Source organism: Psychromonas sp. KJ10-5, assembly GCF_055808325.1.
Genome location: NZ_CM147864.1, coordinates 3,438,162 through 3,462,424 on the forward strand (window position 1 = coordinate 3,438,162; position 24,263 = coordinate 3,462,424).

The window sequence follows — 24,263 nt, forward strand, 5'->3', positions numbered from 1 at the left end:
ATCTCAAATAGTTAAATATTAATAATATGAATATATAAATGCAATTTAATTCATTATTTTAATATTTAAAAAGTTGATAGATTTAAATGCGTACAAAAATTGTCTATCTAATAGGCTACTAGCAGGGAAAATATCGGCTTAATTAGCGTTTTAAAAGCGTGAAGGAAAATCATAATGAAAAGCAATATAGAGCAAGGTGAGTTTTTTAGTGACTCACTTTTAAAAGAAATTAAAGAAAAATTTTATCATGTAGATATCGATCCAATACAAAATAAAAAAAGAATATTTTTCGATAATTCTGGTGGTGCTTTTCGACTTAAATCCGCAAGTAATAAATTTAAACAATTAGATGAGTTACCGGACTGTCCTGAACATGGTAATAAAACTGCGACATGGCTGATGGATATACAAAAGGAAGGTTATAGATCAATTAAAACTATGCTCAATTTTGACACCGGTAGTATTGTAACGTCGTACACAGCGTCAATGGTTATGTTCGATATGGTTAGACTAGTGATGGAGAACATTCCTGGTGGTAACGTGGTAACTACTATGTTGGAACATCCTTCTGCTTATGATGCGATGGTCTTTTTTGCTGAACAAAATGGGAAGGAACTCAGAGTTGCTAAAACCAACCCTTTAACTGGTGGTGTTGATGTTGAAGAAATAACAAGGCTGATTGACGAAGATACTTGTTTATTAACATTTATGTATGCATCAAATGTTTCTGGTGCCTTGTTAGATGAACAAAAAATTGTTGAACAGGCGAGAAAAATCAAGCCGGATCTCTATATCGTTGCTGATGCCGTTCAACATGCTCCACATGGCGTTATTGATGTTACTAAAGTACCTGTTGATGGCATTAATTTTGCTCCATATAAATTTTTTGGTCCGCGCGGTTTTGGCGTGGGCTATGTGTCAGAAAGACTCTCGAAAATTCCTCACAATAAGTTGATTGCTAAGCCACAAGGTTGTTGGCAGCTTGGTAGTCCTGCACCTGCACATTTTGCTGCACTCACCGAGGTGGTTAATTATGTTTGCTGGATAGGTGAGAAGTTTAATACTTCAAATAATAGAAGGGCACTTTTTGTTGAAGGGATGGAACGAATAAAACTGCATGAAAGAGCCCTTATGAATGCAATGTTAGAAGGGACAGAAAATACAGAAGGCCTTAGACATATAGCAGGTGCTCATGTCTATTTAGACTACAAAGACTTAACCAAGAAAGACTTCATTATGGCAATTGGTTTTGACAATATCGAGTATAAAAAGGCAGTAGATATGTATGAAGAATTAGGCATTATTGCTTTTGAACGTCTTTTATCAAGCCCTTACTCATCAAGAATGCTGGAATCATTTGATTTAAAAGGTGCTATCCGCGTATCACCAATCCACTGTCACAACCTGCAAGATATAGAAGAGTTTTTAACAGCTACCAAAGCGATCAGCAATAGCTGATATTTGTTTAGGCAATATTCTATAACCTCTTGGTTCTAAGTTATTCGTTGTAAATAGTTAACTGATAATACCAAAGAGGTTTGGGATTTATTCTAGAGAAAATTCTAGAAATTTTAACAAGAAAAATGCATTAATTTTGAACATCTATTTTAAGGATAAAATGTTATGTCTAGAAAAAGTAAACTTGCAAAACTATTTATACCATCTGTTATTGGTTTAGCGGCTTCATTTAGTACTGCGGTTGTCAGTGCTGAGCAAACATATGTAAAAATAGGCACGGGAGGACAAACAGGTGTTTATTATGTTGCTGGTCAGTCTATATGTCGTCTAGTTAATAAAGGGACAGATGATCATGGTATTAAGTGTACTGCACCGTCAACAGGTGGTTCTGTTGCTAATATTAATGCTGTTCGTCAAGGTCAGTTAGATTTCGGTGTCGCACAATCAGATTGGCAGTCATATGCTTTATCGGGCACTAAGCATACTTCCTTTATTGAGCAAGGAAAATTTGAAGATTTACGTGCTCTATTTGGGCTTTATAGTGAACCATTCACTGTTGTTGCTCGCGCAGATTCAGGTGTAGAAACTTTTGATGATCTCGTTGGAAAACGTGTCAACCTTAGTAATCCAGGATCTGGTACTCGCGGTACAATGGAAATTATTATGGCAGAGAAAGGTTGGACGCAAGACACGTTCAAACTGGCTGCTGAGTTAAAAGTATCAGAGCAATCGCAAGCTTTATGTGACAATAAACTTGATGTGATCTTAGTGAATGTCGGGCATCCTTCTGGGGTTATTAAAGAAGCAACGACTTCTTGTGATACGAAAATAATACCTGTAACGGGCCCTGCTATAGACAAGCTTATTGCCGATAATGATTTTTACGCACCAGCGATTATTAAAGGGGGCCTTTATAACGGTAATGATACTGATGTAAAAACCTTTGGTAATGCAGCCACTATGGTGACCTCTGCAAAAGTTGATGACGAAGTTGTTTATCAAATGGTGAAAGCTGTATTTGATAACTTCAAAAACTTTAAGCGCTTACACCCCGCCTTTGCAAACCTAGATCCAAAAACAATGATCACTGACGGTTTATCTGCTCCATTACATGCTGGTGCTGTTCGTTATTATAAAGAACGTGGTTGGATGTAGTCTAACTATTTCATTAAGAGGTGCTTTTTGCATCTCTTTTTTATTTTAACTTTTCAGGAGCTTATATGATTAGTCCACCTAAACAGCCGACAGAAATGGATGATAAAGCACTTCAAGATATGGTCGCTGCAAATGATACTGGTGCACGTATTCCAAAGGGGTGGCAAGGAGCGGTATTACTTGGGACAGCACTAATATGGTCATTGTTTCAATTATGGATAGCATCCCCCCTCCCTTTTTATGATTGGCCAATTATTGGTAGCTTTGGTATTTTTAATGATACTGAAGTACGTGCAATCCATTTAGGGTTTGCGATTTTTTTAGCCTTTACTGCATTTCCTGCCACCTCTAAATCCTCGCAATATCGAGTACCTTTAAGTGATATGGTATTTAGTCTTATTGCTGCTTTTTGTGCTTCTTATCTATTCACATTTTACGACCAACTTGTAACACGACCTGGCTTACCTAATACACAAGACTTAGTTGTGTCTGTTATTGGTATTGTACTTTTGCTTGAAGCAACTCGACGGACACTTGGACCACCGTTGATGATTGTAGCTATTATCTTTTTAACTTATTCCGTAGCTGGTCCTTACATGCCTGAAATTATTGCTCACAAAGGCGTAACATTAAAAGAGCTTGTTAACCACCAGTGGCTAACTACTGAAGGTGTTTTTGGTATTGCTGTTGGGGTATCGTCTAATTTTGTTTTCTTATTTGTTTTATTTGGTGCTTTATTAGATAAAGCAGGCGCGGGTAATTATTTTATCCAAGTTGCCTTTTCTCTATTAGGTCATATGCGCGGAGGTCCTGCAAAAGCGGCTGTTGTTGCTTCTGGTCTCACAGGATTAATTTCCGGATCTTCTATTGCCAATGTAGTAACAACAGGAACATTTACGATTCCAATGATGAAACGTGTTGGCTTTTCTTCTGAAAAAGCGGGCGCGGTTGAAGTTGCTTCGTCCGTCAATGGCCAAATTATGCCACCAGTGATGGGAGCTGCTGCATTTTTGATGGTTGAGTATGTTGGTATCAGTTATGTTGAAGTGATTACGCATGCCTTTTTACCAGCATTAATATCTTATATTGCATTAGTTTACATTGTACATTTGGAAGCGCTTAAATTAGATATGCAGGGGTTACCACGTCGTAGTGCAGTTAAACCTTGGCATCTGCGTGTAATGGGCGTATTGACTGGATTTATGGTAACCGCTGTTATTGCTGCCGCTGTTTACTTCGGTATCGGTTGGATAAAACCGGCTTTTGGTGATTATGCTGGAATAATTATTGCCGTTTTGTTGAGTATTACTTATCTTTATTTACTACGCATTGCTTCTTCAGTTCCAGATTTAGTCATGGATAATCCTGATACGCAGATGCTGGAATTGCCTGAAGTTGCACCAACGGTTAAATCTGGATTACATTTCCTACTACCCGTTGTAGTACTGGTTTGGTGTTTGATGGTTGAGCGATTATCTCCTGGGTTATCAGCATTTTGGGCTACCATGCTAATGCTGTTTATTTTGATCACACAACGACCTATTATGGCTTTCTTTCGCCAACAACAAGATACTACTTCTCAATTACGTAGAGGTGGAGCAGAGCTGGTAGATGGCCTTATTGTTGGTGCGCGTAATATGATAGGGATTGGTATTGCGACGGCAACTGCAGGGATTATCGTGGGAGCGGTTTCGCAGACTGGGGTTGGTTCAGTATTAGCAGATCTCGTTGAAATATTGTCAATGGGTAACTTGTTATTAATGCTCATTTTGACTGCTGTTTTAAGCTTAATTTTAGGGATGGGCTTACCAACAACGGCTAACTATATTGTGGTTTCGTCATTATTAGCACCAGTGGTGGTTTTATTAGGTCAAGAATCTGGTTTGATCGTTCCACTCATAGCGGTTCATTTGTTTGTCTTTTATTTCGGTATTATGGCTGATGTGACGCCACCTGTTGGATTGGCATCTTTTGCAGCTGCTGCTGTTTCAAGAGGTAATCCTATTAAGACTGGTTTTGTCGCTTTTAATTACAGTTTACGTACTGCTGCATTACCTTTTCTATTTATTTTTAATACTGACTTATTATTAATAGATGTTACTTGGCTAGAAGGTGTGTTTGTTTTTATTGCAGCAACTATAGCTATCCTTATTTTTACTGCTGCAACTCAAGGATTTTTCCTTACTAAGAGCCGCTGGTACGAATCTTTATTGTTGTTATTGATTGCATTTTCATTATTTCGTCCAGGTTTTTGGATGGATATGATTGTTGCACCTTACCACCAATTAGCAGCCACTGAATTAGTGCAGCCAAAGTCTACTATTGAATCTGGTGCTGCAGTGCGTTTTTGGGTTGATGGAGTTGATGGTGTTGGTAATGAACGAACATTTCTTGTCACTATGACCTTAGGTCAAGGAGCTGATATTTCAGAGCGTTTAGCTGAAGTTGGCATTGAGCTAATCAATAAGGATGGAAAAATAATTGTCGATTATGTTGGTTATGATAGCCCAGCGGAACAAGCTGGTTTAACCTTTGATCAAGTGATTACCTTAGTAGAGACGCCGCAAGTTCAACCTATTAAACAACTTATTTATATTCCTACGTTTGCATTACTTGCTTTGGTAATGATTATTCAGCGCCGCCGTAAATGGTCATTAATACACAGTTAACTTAATAGATAACCTGACCTGCCAATGGTCAGGTTATTCATTTTCTAAAAAGGGTAAAAGTCATACTCATTAGTGTTATAGATTACTTAAGAGGTTTTATGCCAATCTACCAATAATTTAACGAGTTGTTCGCTAGCGCTGTTTTTCTTTTCACTCTCTCGGGTGAGCGCAGACCATGCTAGATCAAGCCCTTTTTGTCCAAGCTGAACACTACTAATTCGTTGCGATTCAATTGCTGCATTAACAGCCCACTTAGAGAGTATACTTACCCCTAAACCAGCACTAATTAGCTCGATGATTGCATCTGTCATTTCAACCACTTCGACTTGGTGTGGGATAACACCTGACGGTCGAATAAAGCGTTCATATTCAAAGCCTGGTAAGACCGTTTGGCTATAGGTGTAGTATTGAATATCTCTGAGGTCTTCGGGATTAATAAAAGCTTGGTGGCTAAGAGAATGAGCATAGGGAGTCACTAAGACAAGTTCATCCATAAAAAGAGGTGTGTTAAAAATACCGGGCGTGGCCAAGTAACCAGGTGCAATTACAATATCGACAGAGCTATGCTGTAAGCTTGAAATCGGATTTTGTGTAGCAGACGCGACTAATCTTAACTTGAGGTGACCTGCTTTCTGATTAACAAATTTAATAAAATCAGGTATCCAGTAATAACTGGAGTAAGAGGCAACGCCTAAACGAACTATTTGTTTTTCTAGGTGTGCATTTTGCTCAAAATCCGCTTCAGCACGTTCTAAGATTGGTAAGGTTTGTAATGCAACTTTTGTGATTAAACTACCAGCTGGCGTTAATTTTAAGCGCCGTCCTTCTTTTTCAAATAATTTTCCATCAATACGACGTTCTGCCTCAGCGATTCGATGGCTCAAGGCTGATTGACTAATACCGAGCGCATCTGCTGCTTGAGCGATACTGCCTAATTCAGAGAGTGCTTTAAGCATTTGCCAGTGTCTAATTTCTAGTTTCATAAAGAGGCCAAATTATTAAGTTAATACATGAATATAATGCATGTATAAACATTATAATTCACTTATATATTAATGTAGTTTCGAGTATTGTCTAGCTCATCAAATACGCATATAAACGAATATAGTCTGTTTACAGTCTTAAAAAAGAATGGAATACGATGAGACAAGCAAGGGGAGTTAAATTACAAATGAGCGGAGCAGTGATGGTTTTACTCGCGGCTATAGGGTTTGGTTTTAATCCACTTTTTGCCCAAATTCTATTTACTCAAGGTATGTCAGTAGAAGTTGTTACTCTTTGTCGTTTTATATTACCTGGCGTTGTTTTGTCATTCTATCTGCGAGTACCTTCAGTATTATGGCCAGAAGTTGGCCGTATGCTTATTATTGGTTTTGCTAATGCTTTAGGAGTATTGGCTTACTTCTATGCTTTGCAGAATTTAACTGCAGCTAGCGCTATATTGATATACTACACTTATCCATTTTTCTCCCTATTGATTGGTGTTCTGATCTTCAAACGATCGTTAAGCGTCAATGCTCTATTGTCTGCAGCCTTAGTATTAATAGCTGCTTCATTGGTAATAGAACCTTCGGAGCTATCTATGGAGTCAAAGTGGGCATTATTGGGCTGTTTTTTAGCTCCTATGGTTTTTGCTTTTCAAATACAATACTTAGCTAAACCTAAGCAGAATTTAATGGCGCTTAGTCGAGTAGCTTGGAGCACGCTAGGTCACTTAATTGTTCTCATTCCACTGGTGATGTATACCTCTCCTAAGGTGATCCTCCCTCATGAGATAAATGCTTGGTGGGCTTTATTAGGTTTAGCATTTATTGCCGCAGCCTTACCTCAATACTTGTTTGTGATAGGGGCCGTTAAAACCAAGCCTGAAGTTATTGCTGTGTTAGGGGCAGTTGAATTAATCGTTGCAATGCTTTCTTGTGCTGTATTTCTCGATCAACCCCTAACTAGGCTTGATATAACTGCGATGCTATTAGTTATTATTGCACTTGGAATACGACAGCCTAAAAAGGCTGTAATAACGTTTGAATCTGAGCAAAAATCCCGAGAATATATTGAGTTAGTTTAAACCCATTTAAGAGATAGTTCCGTTACCAATCAAAGTGTTTTAACCAGTGTTGTTTACTCGTTACCAAAACAGCCGTAAAAAGATAATACCGTTGAAATCGCTAATATTTTTAGTTTATTTTTCAGGTGTTAAGCTGTGGATTAATAGTAAAGTTGACACTTTACTGCCGAATAATTTGTTGAACTTATTTTGTTTATCACTCTTTTCCTAAAAGTAAATCTAATGCTACTTACCTCATTTCTTTTCAATATTTTTAAACATTTAGGTTACCGTTTTATTTAATAAATAAAATATATCTACCAGTAGCAATTATCCTTCTAATAATGTTATGTTATAACGTATCTATTTTGGTTTGAATATTATTAACAAATAGTATTTAAACTGGGCAAATGAAGTGAAGGATAATCTATGAGTCTTAATACAGTTGTTAAAGGTGATGTGGTTGAGTCTCTATTACCATTACCAATCGATAAGCAATCAAGTGTATTAACTGATATCTACCAACCAGAAAACAATATCGCGATCTGGCAACGCACATTACCAATAGAGATGACAACTTCTATTCATGAAATGTTACAAGTCAGTAAACCATTGGCGCTCGTTAAATACGTGACACCTGATGATGTAGCAGAATGGATCAGATATAAACTTGATGGCTATGCTTGTGCAAATGCTTTGAGTGACGATATTGCATTAATTGTCGATATGTTCTGCTGTTTATTTGAGACCAAAGAAGCTGGGTTGCGGCTGACGACATTAGATAAAGCGATGTGTCCGAAATTTCATGTTGATCAAATACCATGTCGTTTAGTGAGTACTTATGCTGGCACAGCAACAGAGTGGTTAGAGAATCATCACGTAGATCGCAGCCAATTAGGCACAGGCAATAAGGCAAGTCATTCTGATAATGATTTTACGATGCAACGTATGCAGTCAGGTGATGTTGCTTTATTAAAGGGGAGTGGTTGGGAGGGCAATGAAAATATGGGGTTAGTGCATCGCTCACCTGCTTTAAAGTTAAATGAAAAACGATTATTACTCACTTTGGATATAGTGTGATCTCATGAGTGAATTTGATGCCATCATTGATTATGTAGAGCAAAGCTGTAAAACACGCGGTAAAAAACTAACGCCAAAGCGTAAATTAGTTTTACAGACACTGCTGCATGCTAACAAAGCACTTTCTGCCTATGAATTGTTAGATTATTGCCAAACTCATTTCAAGCAGGCTATGCAGGTTATGACAATTTATCGTACTTTAGACTTTCTTGAACAAGAACTCTTTGTGCATAAGTTAACAGTATCTAACCAATATGTCGTTTGTTGGCACATTCTTTGCGAAGATGAGCATGGTACTCCGCAGTTTTTGATCTGTGCAAAATGTAACAAAATCAATGAACAAATAATTGATCCTCAAATGATGATAGGGCTTAAATCAAACGCCCAGCAAGAAGGTTTTACTGTGGTTAATTCACAGATTGAAATCAACGATATATGCGATCAATGTGTTGAATAAAGTGCTTCAGACCTGCCTTTAAACTATTTCTTATATTATTTCCTCAAAGGAGTGTGAAAACTTATGTCTGCGACATTAATTAAAAATGCCCACGTGGTTAATGAAGGCTCTATTACCTACACAGATGTACGTATTGTTGACCAACGTATTGAGCGTATCGCGGTTAATATAGAAGCAAAATCAGGTGACCAAATTATTAATGCTGAGGGCGCTTTCTTATTGCCTGGGATGATTGATGACCAAGTGCATTTCCGTGAACCAGGTTTAACTCATAAAGGAACGATTGCTAGTGAGTCACGAGCTGCGGTTGCTGGTGGTATTACTAGTTATATGGAGATGCCTAATGTTAACCCTGCAACAACTACCATAGCGGCATTGGAGCGTAAGTTTGATATTGCAGAACAAAGCTCATTGGCTAATTATTCATTTTATCTAGGAGCAACTGAAGATAACCTAGAGCAAATCAAGTTATTAGACCCTCGCAAACATTGTGGTGTAAAAGTATTTATGGGCGCTTCAACGGGAGATTTATTAGTTGAAGATCCACAAGCGTTAGAAGCTATTTTCCGTGATGCACCGGTGCTGATTGTGACGCACTGTGAAAGTGGTGCTGTTATTAAAGCAAACCAAGAAAAATTATTAAGTAGTAAAACGCAATTTGCTATAGATGATCACCCTGTATTACGAGATGAGCATGCCTGTTATGCTTCTTCTTCATATGCAGTTGAATTAGCGAAAAAATATAATAGCCAACTGCATGTATTACATATTACCAGTGCAAAAGAGCTCGCATTGTTTGAAGCTGGGGCGATTGATAACAAATCTATTACAGCAGAGGCCTGTGTACATCACCTTTGGTTTAGCGAGAAAGATTACGCTGTATTGGGCAACCAAATAAAATGTAACCCAGCCATTAAAACAGAGCATGATCGCAATAGTTTATTAGCAGCATTAAAGACAGGGCAGATTGATATTATTGCCACTGATCATGCGCCGCATACTTGGCAAGAAAAACAAGTCCCTTATGAACAAGCACCAGCGGGTTTGCCTTTAGTTCAACATGCTTTGTTGAGTTTATTTGATCAAGTGAAACAGGGGAAAATGACCCTACCGCAGATTGTTGAAAAAACAGCACATAATCCAGCTATTCGTTATCGTATTCAAGATCGTGGCTATATTCGTGAAGGTTATTATGCTGATTTAGTATTAGTTGATAGTAAAGCTGGTACTTTAGTGACTAATGAAAATAGTTTGTATCACTGTGCTTGGTCACCTTTTGCTGGGCACCGTTTTTCTGCTCAGATTGAGAAAACGTGGGTGAATGGTTGTTTAGTCTATGCCGACCAACAAGTGATTGAGCACTCCTCTGCTGCGATGCGTTTAGCATTTGCAGGTTAGTGAGATTGGTATTAGGCTTCTAGTTAAGCTAAATCAGTATGTTAAGGAAAATTTTTAATGAACGACAGCGTAGTAATATCGATACAGTACAGGGGTCAATAATGAGCTCTACTAAACAACCCATTTTAGGAGTACCAACTAATATTATTACGGGGTTTCTTGGGGTGGGGAAAACCTCTGCTATTCTCAATCTTATTAAAAATAAGCCTCGAAATGAACGCTGGGCTGTCTTAGTGAATGAGTTTGGTGAAATTGGTGTTGATGGTAGTTTAATGCAGGGCGAATACAGTGAAATGCAACAAGTTTATATTCGAGAAGTGCCTGGTGGTTGCATGTGTTGCGCTGCCGGTCTACCGATGCAAACTGCGCTTAATCAATTATTATTAAAAGCAAAACCAGATCGTTTATTGATTGAGCCCACTGGATTGGGACATCCTAAGGAAGTTTTACAGGTGCTTTCTACCGCGTATTATCGCGATATTTTACAACTTCAGCATAATATCACTCTAGTTGATGCCCGTAATTTATCAGATACTCGGTATACTGAGCATGAGACGTTTAACCAACAAATTGCAATTGCTGATGTTGTCGTGGGTAATAAGCAGGATCTTTATCAAGTAGGTGATGCTGATAGGTTGCAAGATTACGTAGTAAAAATAGCGGGACCGAGTACAAAAGTTGTTTTTTCTGAACATGGCTCATTCTGTTTAACTGAGTTGGACAGTGCGATATTTGTTGAGCAATCTTTGCCTGGTCACCATCATACTAATAACAAACCGCTTGCATCAGAAGCGGCTATGCCGAACAGTGGTGTCATTAAAGCAGTTAATAAAGGTGAAGGTTTTTGCAGTATTGGCTGGCGTTTCGCTGCGACAAAAATATTTGATCACAAACAGTTGTTGTCATTATTTTCTACGTTGAAAGTGGAACGTATGAAAGCGGTGTTAATTACTGACAAGGGTATTTTGGGTTACAACCTTACTGGCGATGGATTAACTGAAACACCATTAGAGGAATGCCGGGAAAGTCGTATTGAGCTAATTGCTGAACAATTCGATGAATTATTTGAAAAGCAGTTACTTAACTGTATCCGTTAGTGATTCTTTCGAAAAATTACCTATAGATTATTATTACTAATAAGTACTTCATCGTTATTTAAATAAGAAACTTCAGACATTTGGTTGAAGTTTCTTTGTATCTCTCATCTTATCTTTTTTGTTTTATTTTTATTTATAGCAAGCTAATTTGCTTAGTGATCATCTCACTTAGTTGATTTAAGCCTTGTGTAAGGGCGAACACTAGTTGATCGTAGCCTGATTCTTGTAATGGCATGTTGATTTGAAAGTTGTCACTTTTTATTAAGTTGCCTTGCCCGTCAATCAGTAACCATTCACCACTTAATTCAGCGTCACCAGTGAAGACACCATTAAATTTAGAGAAATGAATTTGCAGGCTAGGTTGGTTCGTTAACTGTATTGATGCATTGCGCTCTATTGGCCAAAATGTACCTTGATTAGTACGTAAATTAGTCACCATTCGTTGATTAATTTGTTCGGATATTTGATGTGCCCAACGATTATGCTTTGCTAATACAATTTTAGTATCTGACACTCTATAGACTAAACTAGCTTGGTCTAGGTAGGTATCTAAGTTAGTGCTTACTAGTAGCATAGGTAAGCTATTATTTGCTATTGCCGCTGTAGTATTTTCAGGTAATAAAAAAAGTGAGTTTTGTTGCTCTACATTAGAGCTACAACCAGCGATAAATATAACAAGTATTAATAACCACTTTTTCATTAGTTTGCTCTCTTAGTTGGCATTGGGTCTGTCACTTGGTCTTCACCAAAAATGAGTGAGTTTGGCTTATCGTTAATTTGCTTTAAGACGGGTTGTAGCTCAAGCATGACTTTTTCAACTTTGTCGAGCGTTTGCTGCAAGTCGTTATACATGACAGAGTTAGGGCTGAAACCCGCTAGTGTTTGTTGCAGTTGTTGTAAGCTAGTCTGTACATCTGCTGGTATTGCTTGCACCTCTTTTTGTGAGATTATCTCATTGAGTTTATCGAAGGTGTTGTTAGCAGACGTTAAGGTCTGATTTAAAGAATCCATTGTTTTAGTCATTGACCCTGCTACTTCATTTAAAGGAATATCATTAAACTTATCCATGAATGATGATATTTGTTGCTGAATCATGGCCAGTCCTCCTTTTTTGGTGGGGAAAACGTCGTATTCACCTACTTTAGTTATCTTGAAATCGGGATTTGGCGTGTCGAATTCTGTATCAATAAAGAGCGCTCCTGTTAATAAATTGCCACTTTTCAATTGGCCTTTAAGACCACTTTTAAAGTGTTTCTCAATGGTTTCTCGAAAATTACTCAAAGACAAGTTACGATCAGCATTAAATAATCTACCAAGCTCAATTTTGATTAATACTTGGATCTTCACCGATGAAGTATCGCCTTGAGGTACCATCATGTCGTAAGGGGCTTGTAATACTGTTCCTATGCGAATGCCGCGATATTCAACAGGCGCGCCAACCGTTAAGCCTCGAATCGTTTCATCAAACTCCATAATGAATTTCACATACTGTTTATAAAGCCCGTTCTGTACTTGTTCATAGTTATCAAAGAGAGGCAATTTTACCACATCACTAGCAAAGGGAGTGCCCGCTCTTTCGCCTGAAGGAATACCAAAAGTAACGCCACCAGAGACCAAGCTTTGTAATGAATCCACTTGTACTTTAATGCCATCCGCATTGAGTTGTACATCAACGCCTGAAGTTAACCAAAACTGTGAGCCAGAAAGCAATAGATCATCATAGGGTTCAAATATAAATAGCTGATATAAGGCTTTTTTAGTTTTTAAATCAAAAGAGGTCTTTTCTACCCGGCCAACAGTGAACCCTTGATAAGAAACGGGATCGCCGACGCTGAGTTTCCCTGCACTATTATGGCTTAAGATGACTCGTTTTCCTTTACTACCTAAAGGGGCTACAGGAGGAAGGTCTAATGCTTCAAAAGTGAGCTTTTTAGTTTTAGAGTCACCAGGCTGTATTTGGATATAAGCACCAGACAAAATGGTCTCTAAACCAGAAATACCCTCGCTACCTACTCGTGGTTTAACCACCCAAAATTGGGTTTTATCATTGAGCATTCTTTCACTATCTTTACTCATTTGTGCCGTTATCTCGATGTGGTCGTAATTCTCACTAAGTGTTACAGCAGTGACCATACCAACTTTCACATTTAAAGATCTAATTTCGGTTTTTCCTACTTTAATCCCTTCTGCTGTTGGCATGATGATGGTGATTTCTGTACCTTTGTTATTTACATATTGAAATAACATCCATGCACCAATAAGCAGGGCCAATATTGGAATGATCCATATTGCAGATATCTTTTTCTGTTTTTTTATTGTTGCTTGTACTGGAGTCTCATCGCTCATTATTGGTTATCTCTTTTAATCATTTATTGGTTGAGTATATAGCGCTGCTTTATTGACGCTTTTTGGCGTTATATTGTTGGTGTTACGCCACAACATACGAGAATCAAATTTCATTGCTGAGAGCATAGTGAATATCACAACTGCTGCAAATGAAAGGGCTGCTGGACCAGGGTAAATAGACATCAGCTTTTGTAATTGAACTAGTGCCACTAATATTGCTACTACAAAAATATCAATCATTGACCAACGTCCAATAAATTCAGTTATTCGATATATTTTTAATTTTTTAATTGCATCGCTCTCAGGTAAGTTGTTCAGCGTTTTCGCTGTAATAAATAACCATGCTAATGCAAATATTTTAATTAATGGGATAAACACACTAGCAATAAAGATGATTGCCGCCACTGGATATGAGCCTAATTGCCATAGAAGAATAACCCCTTCTATAATTGTCGATGGGCTAGTTGATCCTAGACTAACGGTATACATCATCGGGTATAAGTTGGCCGGGAAATAAAAGATGATGGCTGTGATTAATAAAGCCCATACTTTTTGTAGATTAGCATCCATATCAAAATGATGAAGTGGTGTGTCGCATCTTATACAAGTCTGTTTCTGAGTTTGGTCATTAGGGTTGATTTGATGACAAATATGGCAGCTGAGATGCGTATTAGAATGGTGAGTATCACCCAGATAATTTTGTTTAACCGGTTTACCGGGAATAAGTTGTTGCCAAAGCCAGCTCTTATCAACAATCGCCACACATTTAACGACTAAAACGGCGTAAATACAGAAAGTAAAAAATGAGTATCCAAGGCTGATTTCAGCAAGTGAGGCTATTTTAACCAAGCTGACTAAAACACCAAGTAGAAATACATCAACCATTAACCATGGCTCAATCATAAATAGCAATTTACACAGGTTCTTAATCACCTTTCTAGGCTTATGGCTCATTGTAGTTGGTGGTTGCTTCGTTGCCTTAAAATAAAGGTATAACATCAAACTGATATATAAGCCTGGTAAGATAATCACCGTACTTAATAATAAAAAGGCTAGAAGTGTATTTTGATATTCACCCAGCATCTGGGCCGCTTGTAGCAAGTGAATCTCTTGGGTTAACCCTTGTACTGAGAAGGACATAAAAGGAAAAGAGATACTTAATGTCAACATAACTAAGCAAGCAGAAGCGAAAGCTACCGCTTTTTGATGAGGAAATGCAATTTTTTGTATCAGCAGGTGTTCACATCTAGGACAATGTGCTTTTTGATTCTCGTGTAATTCAGGAATAGCGACAACTAACCCGCATTCTTCACAGGAGATCATTAAGTTCGTATCTGTCGAGCTTATTGCAGTAGTCACGTAATTAATATCTTCGCTATTATGAATAAAGAACTGAATAATGCTGGTGGATTATATAATAAGCATTATGAAAAGAGCTATTTTTGATAATAGCAGATGTTTTTTTGTACATCTATGCGAAGCCAAAAGTAATCTAAAGGCATTTATAGAGTTTAACGGTTACTTAACCAGTTGATCGAAACTAGTTATGTCTCAAGCTGTGAAAGAAGAAGTAGAATGAGCATGACTCATTTGAAATGATCAATATTGAATTAATAAAAACAATAACTTATTTGTTAAGTATTAAAACTCTCCTATATTTATTTAAGTAAATATCATTACTTCGTTTAAAAAAGACAGAATAGAGGTAATATCACTATAAACTAACCATATAGATATACTAAATTGGTTGATATTCAATCTATTCTTTGTGGTAGGTAATCTCACAAACTACTTAACTTTACATTTTAGGACCCATAATGGCTATTTCGATCGGATTTAAACAACGAATAATATTGGCATCGACACTTTTGTTAGGTGCGTCTTTATTAGTTTCAAATTGGGTGTCGTATAGTACGACTCGGGCAGAAAGTGTAGCTGAAGTAGAAAGAAATTCTTACGCAGTTTTAAAGAAGGTTAAAGAAGATATCAACGCGTGGTTGCAAAGTAGTGAGGTAGTGATCACGAGTGCAAAAAAATTATTAAATAGTAATGATACAGCTAAAAAAGAAGAAATTGCTAAGTTACTGGTAGCTTCAACTCCTTTAGATGCGGTTAACTTTGCTGACCAACAAGGCCTTACCGTAGGCAATGCAGGTGTTATTGATAATTATGATGCGACTCAAGAAGAGTGGTATCAAGATGCAAAAAGAGCAAATAAGTTAATTATTACTGATATTTACTTTGATAAAGGTATCTCTGATAAATATATGTTTAGCTTTTTAGACGTTGAAAATAACGGGGTAATTGGTGGAGATATATTTTTAGCAGCGGTTGACCATTTTATCAAAGATATTGACTTTAAAGGTGCTGAAATTAGTATTTATGATGCAGATGGAGGTTTAATTAGCACTTCTGGAAATGGTAAGTTTGGCGATCGAATGGTTGATAAAGCATTGGAGCGACAAGTACTAACGACTGATAATGGTAAATTCTTTTATCAAAAAGGGAGTCATCAGCAGCAAGCAGTTTTTTCTGATTTAACATTACTTGGCGGTAAAAAATGGCATATTGTCATGGATATTGATGAGTCGATTGTCTATCAATTTTTAGATGATCAACTTAGCTCGGCGATTATCACTGCTGCGATATTAATATTAGTGACGATTATTTTACTGTGGCTAACTTTAGCCAAGGTTTATAAACCAATTATTTCATTAAAAGAAAGAATTGGTAGTCTAGCTCAGGGAGAAGGCGATCTTACACAACGTTTAGACGTTAAAGGAAATGATGATCTTGCGCAAATAGCAATGGATGTGAATTCCTTTATTAGCCAACTGCAATCTATGTTAATTGATGTGCTAACTTCCTCTGCTGAAATATCAGAAGAAATCAAACAACTTAAACAAGCATCGCTCGCGAATACACAGTCGTTGAAAATGCATTCTGATGAAACAAATCAAGTGGTAGCTGCGATTACCGAAATGAGTGCTTCAGCTAATGCGGTGGCTGACAACGCAAGACAAACAGCTTTAAGTACACAGAAAACAAGCGATGAAGCATTAGTATCAAAAGAACTTGTTCAAACATCTTCTGAAAGTGTAAGGATGCTTGTTACTGAGGTTGATACAGCTTCAGAGCGCATTAATACTATGAACGAAAATACACAGGAGATTGTATCGGTATTAAGTGTTATTGGTGCTATTGCCGATCAAACTAACTTACTTGCTCTAAATGCAGCGATTGAAGCTGCGCGTGCAGGTGAGCAAGGTCGAGGATTTGCCGTGGTTGCTGATGAAGTTCGCTCGTTAGCAGCAAGAACCCAAACCAGTACCGCTGAAATTAATGAAATACTGTTAAAATTAACAAGTGATGCTGGGCTGTCAGTTAAAGCAATGGAAGTGACAAGAGAGAGCTGTCAAAGCACGACTGATAATACGATACGCGTGGGGAGTGGCTTAGATGCAATGGTGGGATCTATTATAGAAGTAAATGAGTTAAGCTCACAAATTGCTACTGCTGCCTCAGAACAAAGTACGGTTGCAGATGAAATCAGTCGCAATATGTCATCAATCCAAAATATGGTGAATGATTTAACCGAAAATGGCCAGTTAACAACAAACAGTACAGAAAATTTAGTAACTGCAAATCAACAACTTGCTGCATTAGTGAGTCGCTTTAAACTAAATTAATCTCAATGCTGGATAAAAAAGTGAGTTAATACAGATCCCTTTTATAAAAATCATAAAAGGGATTTTTGCTATTCACCAACGGTCAAAGCATTTTAACTGTTCTCTTTATAGTCTTTAGCAACCCTTAGCATGTTCATTTTTATTATATTGTCTACTTTTCCCTCGCAATTTGGTAATTTATGTCTAAATGAATTGATGAGAATATTTATGCATAAAGACCAACTGACTTTTAATAATATGATCACCTATGGTATTGCTGATTTAATTCTATCTATTGGCGATCCAGCTTTTTTTGACAAGTTAACCTACTTGTTAAAATCTGCAGCGAGCTTTGATGATTATGTTATTTTAATTTACCACCCTACAGAGTCGCCGACAGTCTTAAATTCTTCCTTTGCAACTGATGAAATGGCGGTGTGGGATCGTTATCTAGCAGGAGCTTACTTATTGAGCCCATTTTATAATTATGGGGTTAATCAGGGAAAAGAAGGTTTTGTTACGTTAGATGAAATTGTGCCCGATGATTTTTATCAAAGTGCATATTATGAGGATTATTTTCGTCAATCTAAATTGGTGGATGAGACCTGTTTTGCCGTACAAGGCGCAGACGATAATGTATACCTGTTGTCTTTAGGGAGAACTAAAACCTTATCTAAATTCAGTGACCGTATGTTAGTAAGGTTAAGAGAGTTATATCCTATTTTTAGCTCTGCAGTGAAAATGCATGATAAGACACAACATTTACCAGACCGTCATTCTCATGTTCAAATAAAGGAATATATTGAACAGTTTGGTATGGATGTATTGACTCCTAGAGAGCATGAAGTCACGTTATTATTGATTCGGGGCTACTCCAGTAAAGAAGCAGCACGTTTGCTTAATATCTCCTCTGAAACCGAAAGAGTACACCGTAAAAATATCTATACCAAGCTGCAAGTAAACTCTCAGCATGAGCTATTAGCCAAGATATTTGACGATATTGTAAACCTCACTCCAAATTAATTTTTGCTTTAAGTATGTCTATACCGCAATTGGGTAATAGCGCTCAGTAGTTTCTCTCTCTATGATAATTTTAACGATTATCAAGGTAGCAGATACTGATGGCACAAATACAAATTAAACCAGAAAGATTACTTTCATTTATCACTGAAATGGCAAATATTGGTGGTACACCTAATGGCGGGTGTAACCGCCAAGCGCTTACCGAAGAAGATCGCATCGGTCGTACTTTATTTCTTAACTGGTGTAGTGAGATTGGTGGTGTTGCTCGACTTGATAGCATGGGTAATATCTTTGTTCATTTCAAAGGAACAGATACCACAAAACTCCCTGTATTAATGGGCTCGCATTTAGATACTCAACCTTCTGGTGGTAAGTTTGATGGTGTTTATGGTGTGCTTGCTGCATTAGAAGTGATGTCTTCGTTACATGATCAAAACATAACTTTGACACACCCTGTTGAAATTGTGGTGTGGAGTAACGAAGAAGGATCTCGATTTAGTCCTGCTATGTCAGGCTCTGGTGTTTTTGCTGGTAAATTATCACAATCGACACTTTATCAATCTGTTGATGACCAAGGCGTTAGTTATCAACAAGCTCTTATTACCACAGAGCAGCTTGGTGAGTTGCCATGCCAATCTTTTCCCTTTGCTGCAGCATTAGAGCTCCATATCGAACAAGGTCCTATTCTAGAAGCTGAGCAAAAAAGCATTGGTATTGTGACTGGTGTGCAAGGGATGAACTGGTATCAAGTTACTATTTCTGGTGAAACTACCCATGCAGGGCCTACACCAATGTCAATGCGTAAAGATCCAGTGCAAGGGTTGCATGCCATGTTACCCAGTTTATACGCTAAAGTCGCAGAGTATGGCGAACAAGCTAGGATCACCATAGGTAAAATTACCACTATCCCATCCTCTCCAAACACTGTCCCGGAACAGGTTATTTTTACACTTGATTTAAGACATCCAGAGCAAAGCATACTAGATAAAATGTCAGAAGAGGTGTTAAGTCTTTGCCAGCAGGTTCCTTCTCTCTTAGGTTCACAAGTTGATGTGTTATGGCAATCTCCTGCGGTTGTATTCGATGCTCGCTGTATTGATGTAGTAACACAAGCAGCTGAGCAGTTGTCTTTAACTGCAATGCCGATAGTTTCTGGTGCAGGCCATGATTCAGTTTATTTATCTACCGTTGGACCTACTGGAATGATTTTTGTGCCATGTAAAGATGGCATTTCCCATAACGAAAAAGAGCATGTTGAACCTGAGCATTTAATCGCTGGTGGTAATGTTCTATTGCATAGCTTGATGCAATTAGCACAATAAAAGGAAGGATAAAATGGATAATTTATTAAGTCGCCGTCAAGTCAATGGCGGAACAACTGCGTTAACTGATTGGGGAATTACTTCTGAAACAGGACGCTTAAAAGAAGTACTAGTTGGGGCCATTGACCATTTTGAATGGCGTTCAGGTAACTCAACATCTCGACGTCACATGGAGGCAGGCGAGCGTTATGATTTAAATGTCGCCAAAGCACAATATAACGAAATGCTTGATGTTTACCGTGAAACTGGGGTGAATGTGCATTTTTTAAATGCTAAATCAGAGCAGCCGTATTCTATTTATGCTCGAGACTCATCTGTGATGACGCCATGGGGACCGATTATTAGTCAAATGTACAGTCCTTGGAGGCAGAGTGAGTGGTTAACGGTTTTAGAGTTTTATACCAAGAAAAATATCCCTATTTTTGATGTTGTGACTGCTGGGAATTTTGAAGGTGGTGACTTTATGTTGATTGAACCCGGTGTAGTGCTTTGTGGCTATTCAGGAGAGCGCACTAATGAGGCTGGGATGAATCAGGTAAAAGGCTGGTTTGAGAAAGAGGGGTGGGAATTCCAAGGAATTAAATTTGATCCTCACTTTTTACATATGGATGTTCAGTGCGTCATGGTTGCTGAGAAATTAGCGGCAGTATGTACTGCTGTTGCGCCAGATAGCTTATTGAAATGGTTAAAAAGTAAAAACATCGACATTATTGATATTCCCTACAAAGAGGCGATGGAGCTAGGTTGTAATATCGTGTCGTTAGGTGATGAAAGAGTGTTAATTCCATCGGATAGTTTGACCTTAAGAGATCAATGTAATGCGCGTGGATTAAGCGTTTTTGATCCTGATATTTCGATGATTACTAAAGGTGGCGGTGGTGTACATTGCATGTGCCAAGCTTTGAAAAGAGATTAAAAAAATAAACATTAATATTGGATAGGTGAAAAGATGGATCTCGCATTATATCGAACATTATGGGGTGTGACAGAGCCGATCACTGATTTAGCTGATAAGTTACGTGAAGCTGGATTTGATGGTGTCGAAGGTAGGATCCCTAACGATCCTGATACCAGAGAAGCATTTAAACAAGCGTTAACAACAACGGGTTTAGATTATATCGCGATTATTTTTACTGGTGGTGATGTTATTCCTGATCAAAGTAAAACAGTGGATGACCACTTACAAGTGTTAGCTGAGCAGTTAGAGTATGCGAAAGAGCTTGGTGCTCAATTTGTTAATGTATTAGCGGGAAATGACCGTTGGCCAATGGTAACTCAAGTTGAGTTTTTTAATAAAGCGGTCGCGATAGCAAAACAAGCTGGTATTACTTGTAGCTTCGAAACACATAGAGGGACTTCTCTTTATAGCCCTTGGGTAACGCTTGAGTTAATGACAAAAGTGCCTGATATGTTATTCACTATGGATATTAGCCATTGGATTCTAGTATGTGAACGTTTACTAGATAGACCAGAAGATGACTTGTCAGCTTTCTTAAATCGTGTCTTTCATTTACAAGCTAGAGTAGGGTATGACCAAGGGGCGCAAGTTCCCCATCCTGCTGCACCAGAATATCAAACAGCGTTAGCATTTCATCAAAACCTATGGCAACAGGTTTGGAAAAATCATCAAGCACAAGGCCGTAAAATCACCACAATGACTACTGAGTTTGGCCCTGATGGCTATTTACACCACCTGCCTTTTACTGATGTGCCTGTCGCTGATTTATGGTCGTTGAATGATTGGATAGCCAAGGAAGAAAGAGCACATTTTTCTCGCTTTAAACGATCATTGTAAATAAAGCATATAACTAATTAACGGATTTGAAGGGCTTAATATGAACACTCAAAAAAATACATTCACCAGCATTCCCGTGATCGATGTCTCTGGATTATTTAGTGATGATAAAAAGCAGCGTGAAGTAGTTGCACAAGAAATGGGTAAAGCTGCTGCCGAAGTTGGCTTTTTATATGTTACTGGTCATGGTATCCCGAAAGATAAAATTGCCAATTTACGTCAGGCTGCGAAACATTTTTTTAGCCAACCATTTGATACAAAAATGCAACATTATATTGGTGATTCTAAAACGCATAAAGGTTTTGTTCCGGAAGGAGAAGAAATTTACGGTACCGGTAAACCCGATAACAAAGAAGCCTACGATGTTGGTTTTCCAGCACCTAAAAACAACCCTTACGTATTGAATAACACACCATTAATTGGTGAAAATGAATGGCCAGCGTTAGCTAATTTTCGTGAGCCTATTTTAGATTATTACAGCACTCTGTTTGCGTTAGGTAGAAAACTCTTTTCTGGTTTTGCTTTAGCGTTAGGGTTAGCAGAAAACTACTTTGACAGTATGGTGACTTGTCCACCAGCTAAGTTACGTTTAATACATTATCCATATGATGAAAATGTAGTAGATCGTCCAGGTATTGGTGCACACACGGATTATGAATGTTTCACCATGTTATTAGCAGATCAACCTGGGTTGGAAGTATTAAATGATGATGGAGTCTGGGTAGATGCTCCTCCCGTAACTGTAGAGGGTGAAGAGGCGTTTGTGATTAATATTGGCGATATGTTAGAGGTGTTAACCGCTGGTCGATTTGTTGCAACTTCACACCGAGTAAGAAAAGTCGCACACGAACGTTATTCATTTCCGCTGTTTTTTGCTTGTGACTACGACACACTTGTTAAGCCGTTACCGCAATTTGATGATGGTGAAAGTGAATATAAAGAGCTCAGTATTGGTGAACATATGTATAGCCAAGCGTTACAAACTTACCGTTATTTACGAGAGAAAGTAGCAAAGGGGGAGTTGTCATTGCCAGAGCGAGCAACAGGCGTAGCCACCTTTGGACATTTAAAGAAACAGAAAGCATAGCAATATCAAACTTAATTAAAACTAATTTTTTAACAAGGAGAATACTTATGGAAAAGGCAAAAAAATTACTTACAACAACACTGATTGCAGCGGCAATAGCGACAAGTTCAGCTAGTGCAATGGCGGCATCAACTCTCTCTGAAGGTAAGTTAACAGTTGGCATGGAGATCACTTATCCACCATTTGAATCCTATGAAGGGGACAAAGTGGTTGGATTTGACCCAGAGTTAACGGCGTTACTTACCAATAAAATGGGAGTGGGTTATGAATTCAGTGATAATAAGTTTACTGGGCTAATTCTCGGCTTAAGTGCGAATAAGTTCGATGCCGTTATTTCAGGTATGTATATCATTCCAGATCGCCTTAAAAAAGCGGATGCTATTCCCTATGCGAAAACTGGTGCTTCAATTATGGTGCCTAAAGGTAGTGATATTCAACCTAAAACCGGTGAAGATTTATGTGGTGTTAAAGTGGGCCTCCAACAAGGAACTACTTGGGTTAAGACTTTAAATGATTTATCCACTTCATATTGCGTAGAAAATGGTCTTAAACCTATCATCGTTCAAGAATTTCCTACTGCACCTGAAGTAACGCAAGCAATGATGTCTAAAAATGTACAAGCGCAATTGGAAATTGCTGGTGCGGCAACCATGTTTGTAGAGCGCACTAAAGGACGTGTTCAAATTAGCTCAGATACGCTTGTTTTCCCTCAGACTTTAGGTATTTACATCAAAAAAGGTAATGAAGAGTTAAAAGCAGAACTAGAAAAAGCGATGGCTGAGATTAAAGCCGATGGGTCGTACGAACAGTTGATTATCAAATATGAATTAACTCCTGTCACTGAGTGATCAGAAAGCGTTATGGTCAAGCACCATAACGCTTTTCTATTATATTTTTTAGTATTGGCTAGAAGCAGTGTACTTCTAGAGGAGTTATTATGAGTTTAGATTGGCAGTATTTTTTCTCTCTGTTTACCATGTCTGCTTTCTACGAAGCCTGTGTTGTGGTGATTGTATTAAGTATTTTAGCTTGGGTAATTGGTGCGGTATTAGGTTTCATCATCGCCTGTGGTAAGTTATCTGAAAAACGGTGGTTATCGGTACCCACATCGTTGTTTATTTGGTTTTTCCGCAGTGTGCCTTTACTAGTTGTTTTGGTGTTTGTTTATAACATGCCGCAACTTTTTCCATCTACAGGTGCGTTCTTAGGTGTGCCTTTCTTTGCTGGTTTGGTGAGTTTAGTGGTGACCGAAGCGGCTTATATGGCTGAAATCCATCGTAGTGGTTTGCTGTCTGTGGCAAAAGGTCAAAAAGAGGCGGGGCACGCATTAAGTATCAGTTTCTTGGGGATTCAACGCATTATCATTATTCCTCAAGCGATTCGTGTGTCGATGCCAGCGATGATTAATGAATTTGTTACTATTATTAAACTCAGCTCATTGGTGTCTGCCATTTCATTGTCGGAGCTATTACAAGTAGGGCAGCGTCTTTATTCTCAAAATTTTCTTGTATTGGAAACGCTATTAGCCGTTGCTGTCTATTATGTGGGGATTGTGACTATTTTTGGTTCTGTTTTACATTGGGCAGAGAAAAAAATGGATATTCCATCTCGTGCACCAGAGACATTATCGGATCAGGAGTGTGATGTATTACGTCAACAGG

19 protein-coding genes and 1 pseudogene are annotated in these 24,263 nt (G+C 38.1%); 16 read left to right on the top strand and 4 right to left on the bottom strand.

From position 1 onward, the window contains the following. Positions 1-174: 174 nt before the first annotated feature. The 3 genes from AC0L3W_RS15185 to AC0L3W_RS15195 all read left to right on the top strand — a co-directional run bounded on the left by AC0L3W_RS15185 (position 175) and on the right by AC0L3W_RS15195 (position 5,282). Positions 175-1,458 carry an aminotransferase class V-fold PLP-dependent enzyme gene (locus AC0L3W_RS15185; RefSeq protein ID WP_290040227.1) on the top strand — a complete coding sequence of 428 codons (1,284 nt, stop codon included), beginning with the start codon at positions 175-177 and terminating at the stop codon, positions 1,456-1,458. A gap of 165 nt (positions 1,459-1,623) precedes the next feature. Continuing rightward, positions 1,624-2,613, top strand: coding sequence for a TAXI family TRAP transporter solute-binding subunit (locus AC0L3W_RS15190; protein ID WP_409440144.1), 990 nt, complete (start codon positions 1,624-1,626; stop codon positions 2,611-2,613). A 65-nt stretch (positions 2,614-2,678) separates the two neighbouring features. Further along, positions 2,679-5,282 carry a TRAP transporter permease gene (locus AC0L3W_RS15195; RefSeq protein ID WP_290040230.1) on the top strand — a complete coding sequence of 868 codons (2,604 nt, stop codon included), beginning with the start codon at positions 2,679-2,681 and terminating at the stop codon, positions 5,280-5,282. 86 nt (positions 5,283-5,368) lie between these two features. On the opposite strand, the gene AC0L3W_RS15200 is transcribed toward AC0L3W_RS15195, so the two are convergent. Then, positions 5,369-6,265: a LysR family transcriptional regulator gene (locus AC0L3W_RS15200; RefSeq protein ID WP_409440143.1), complete on the bottom strand. Its 897-nt coding sequence runs from the start codon at positions 6,263-6,265 to the stop codon at positions 5,369-5,371. A 158-nt stretch (positions 6,266-6,423) separates the two neighbouring features. Between AC0L3W_RS15200 and AC0L3W_RS15205 the strand changes: the two genes are divergently transcribed. The 5 genes from AC0L3W_RS15205 (at position 6,424) to AC0L3W_RS15225 (ending at position 11,361) form a co-directional block, all read left to right on the top strand. Continuing rightward, on the top strand, positions 6,424-7,350 hold the full coding sequence (locus tag AC0L3W_RS15205) for a DMT family transporter (RefSeq protein WP_409440142.1): 927 nt from the start codon (positions 6,424-6,426) through the stop codon (positions 7,348-7,350). Positions 7,351-7,758: 408 nt separating this feature from the next. Beyond that, positions 7,759-8,409 carry a DUF1826 domain-containing protein gene (locus AC0L3W_RS15210; RefSeq protein WP_409440141.1) on the top strand — a complete coding sequence of 217 codons (651 nt, stop codon included), beginning with the start codon at positions 7,759-7,761 and terminating at the stop codon, positions 8,407-8,409. A 4-nt stretch (positions 8,410-8,413) separates the two neighbouring features. After that, entirely contained in the window at positions 8,414-8,866 is a 453-nt protein-coding gene (locus AC0L3W_RS15215; protein ID WP_409440140.1) for a Fur family transcriptional regulator, read from the top strand. A 63-nt stretch (positions 8,867-8,929) separates the two neighbouring features. Further along, a complete protein-coding gene (locus AC0L3W_RS15220) occupies positions 8,930-10,264 on the top strand; it encodes a dihydroorotase (RefSeq protein WP_290040246.1) in 1,335 nt (444 codons plus the stop codon). 101 nt (positions 10,265-10,365) lie between these two features. Beyond that, the gene (locus AC0L3W_RS15225) at positions 10,366-11,361 is read left to right on the top strand and encodes a CobW family GTP-binding protein (RefSeq protein ID WP_290040248.1); all 996 of its coding nucleotides are present in this window, start codon (positions 10,366-10,368) and stop codon (positions 11,359-11,361) included. 133 nt (positions 11,362-11,494) lie between these two features. Here AC0L3W_RS15225 and AC0L3W_RS15230 read toward each other — a convergent pair whose 3' ends face one another. The 3 genes from AC0L3W_RS15230 to AC0L3W_RS15240 are packed head-to-tail and all read right to left on the bottom strand — an operon-like array spanning position 11,495 to position 15,066. After that, positions 11,495-12,061 carry a PqiC family protein gene (locus tag AC0L3W_RS15230; RefSeq protein WP_290040249.1) on the bottom strand — a complete coding sequence of 189 codons (567 nt, stop codon included), beginning with the start codon at positions 12,059-12,061 and terminating at the stop codon, positions 11,495-11,497. Beyond that, on the bottom strand, positions 12,061-13,707 hold the full coding sequence (gene pqiB / locus AC0L3W_RS15235) for an intermembrane transport protein PqiB (RefSeq protein WP_290040251.1): 1,647 nt from the start codon (positions 13,705-13,707) through the stop codon (positions 12,061-12,063). The genes AC0L3W_RS15230 and pqiB overlap by 1 nt, the downstream gene beginning before the upstream one ends. 15 nt (positions 13,708-13,722) lie before the next feature. Then, a complete protein-coding gene (locus AC0L3W_RS15240) occupies positions 13,723-15,066 on the bottom strand; it encodes a PqiA/YebS family transporter subunit (RefSeq protein ID WP_409440139.1) in 1,344 nt (447 codons plus the stop codon). Positions 15,067-15,524: 458 nt separating this feature from the next. Between AC0L3W_RS15240 and AC0L3W_RS15245 the strand changes: the two genes are divergently transcribed. The 8 genes and pseudogenes from AC0L3W_RS15245 to AC0L3W_RS15280 form a co-directional block, all read left to right on the top strand. Further along, on the top strand, positions 15,525-17,396 hold the full coding sequence (locus tag AC0L3W_RS15245) for a methyl-accepting chemotaxis protein (RefSeq protein ID WP_409440138.1): 1,872 nt from the start codon (positions 15,525-15,527) through the stop codon (positions 17,394-17,396). Positions 17,397-17,603: 207 nt separating this feature from the next. Further along, complete coding sequence (locus tag AC0L3W_RS15250; protein WP_290040255.1) at positions 17,604-18,398, top strand: helix-turn-helix transcriptional regulator; 795 nt, start codon at positions 17,604-17,606, stop codon at positions 18,396-18,398. A gap of 98 nt (positions 18,399-18,496) precedes the next feature. Beyond that, positions 18,497-19,720 carry a Zn-dependent hydrolase gene (locus tag AC0L3W_RS15255; protein ID WP_409440137.1) on the top strand — a complete coding sequence of 408 codons (1,224 nt, stop codon included), beginning with the start codon at positions 18,497-18,499 and terminating at the stop codon, positions 19,718-19,720. A gap of 13 nt (positions 19,721-19,733) precedes the next feature. Further along, positions 19,734-20,636, top strand: a complete 903-nt coding sequence (locus AC0L3W_RS15260) for a dimethylarginine dimethylaminohydrolase family protein (protein ID WP_409440136.1) — start codon at positions 19,734-19,736, stop codon at positions 20,634-20,636. A 33-nt stretch (positions 20,637-20,669) separates the two neighbouring features. Further along, on the top strand, positions 20,670-21,515 hold the full coding sequence (locus AC0L3W_RS15265) for a sugar phosphate isomerase/epimerase family protein (RefSeq protein WP_290040260.1): 846 nt from the start codon (positions 20,670-20,672) through the stop codon (positions 21,513-21,515). A 40-nt stretch (positions 21,516-21,555) separates the two neighbouring features. Then, entirely contained in the window at positions 21,556-22,602 is a 1,047-nt protein-coding gene (locus tag AC0L3W_RS15270; RefSeq protein WP_290040262.1) for an isopenicillin N synthase family dioxygenase, read from the top strand. Positions 22,603-22,649: 47 nt separating this feature from the next. Beyond that, positions 22,650-23,450, top strand: a complete 801-nt coding sequence (locus AC0L3W_RS15275; RefSeq protein WP_409440135.1) for a transporter substrate-binding domain-containing protein — start codon at positions 22,650-22,652, stop codon at positions 23,448-23,450. Between the two features lie 128 nt (positions 23,451-23,578). After that, positions 23,579-24,187: pseudogene (locus AC0L3W_RS15280) on the top strand (amino acid ABC transporter permease); the annotation flags it as partial. Between the last annotated feature and the right edge of the window lie 76 nt (positions 24,188-24,263).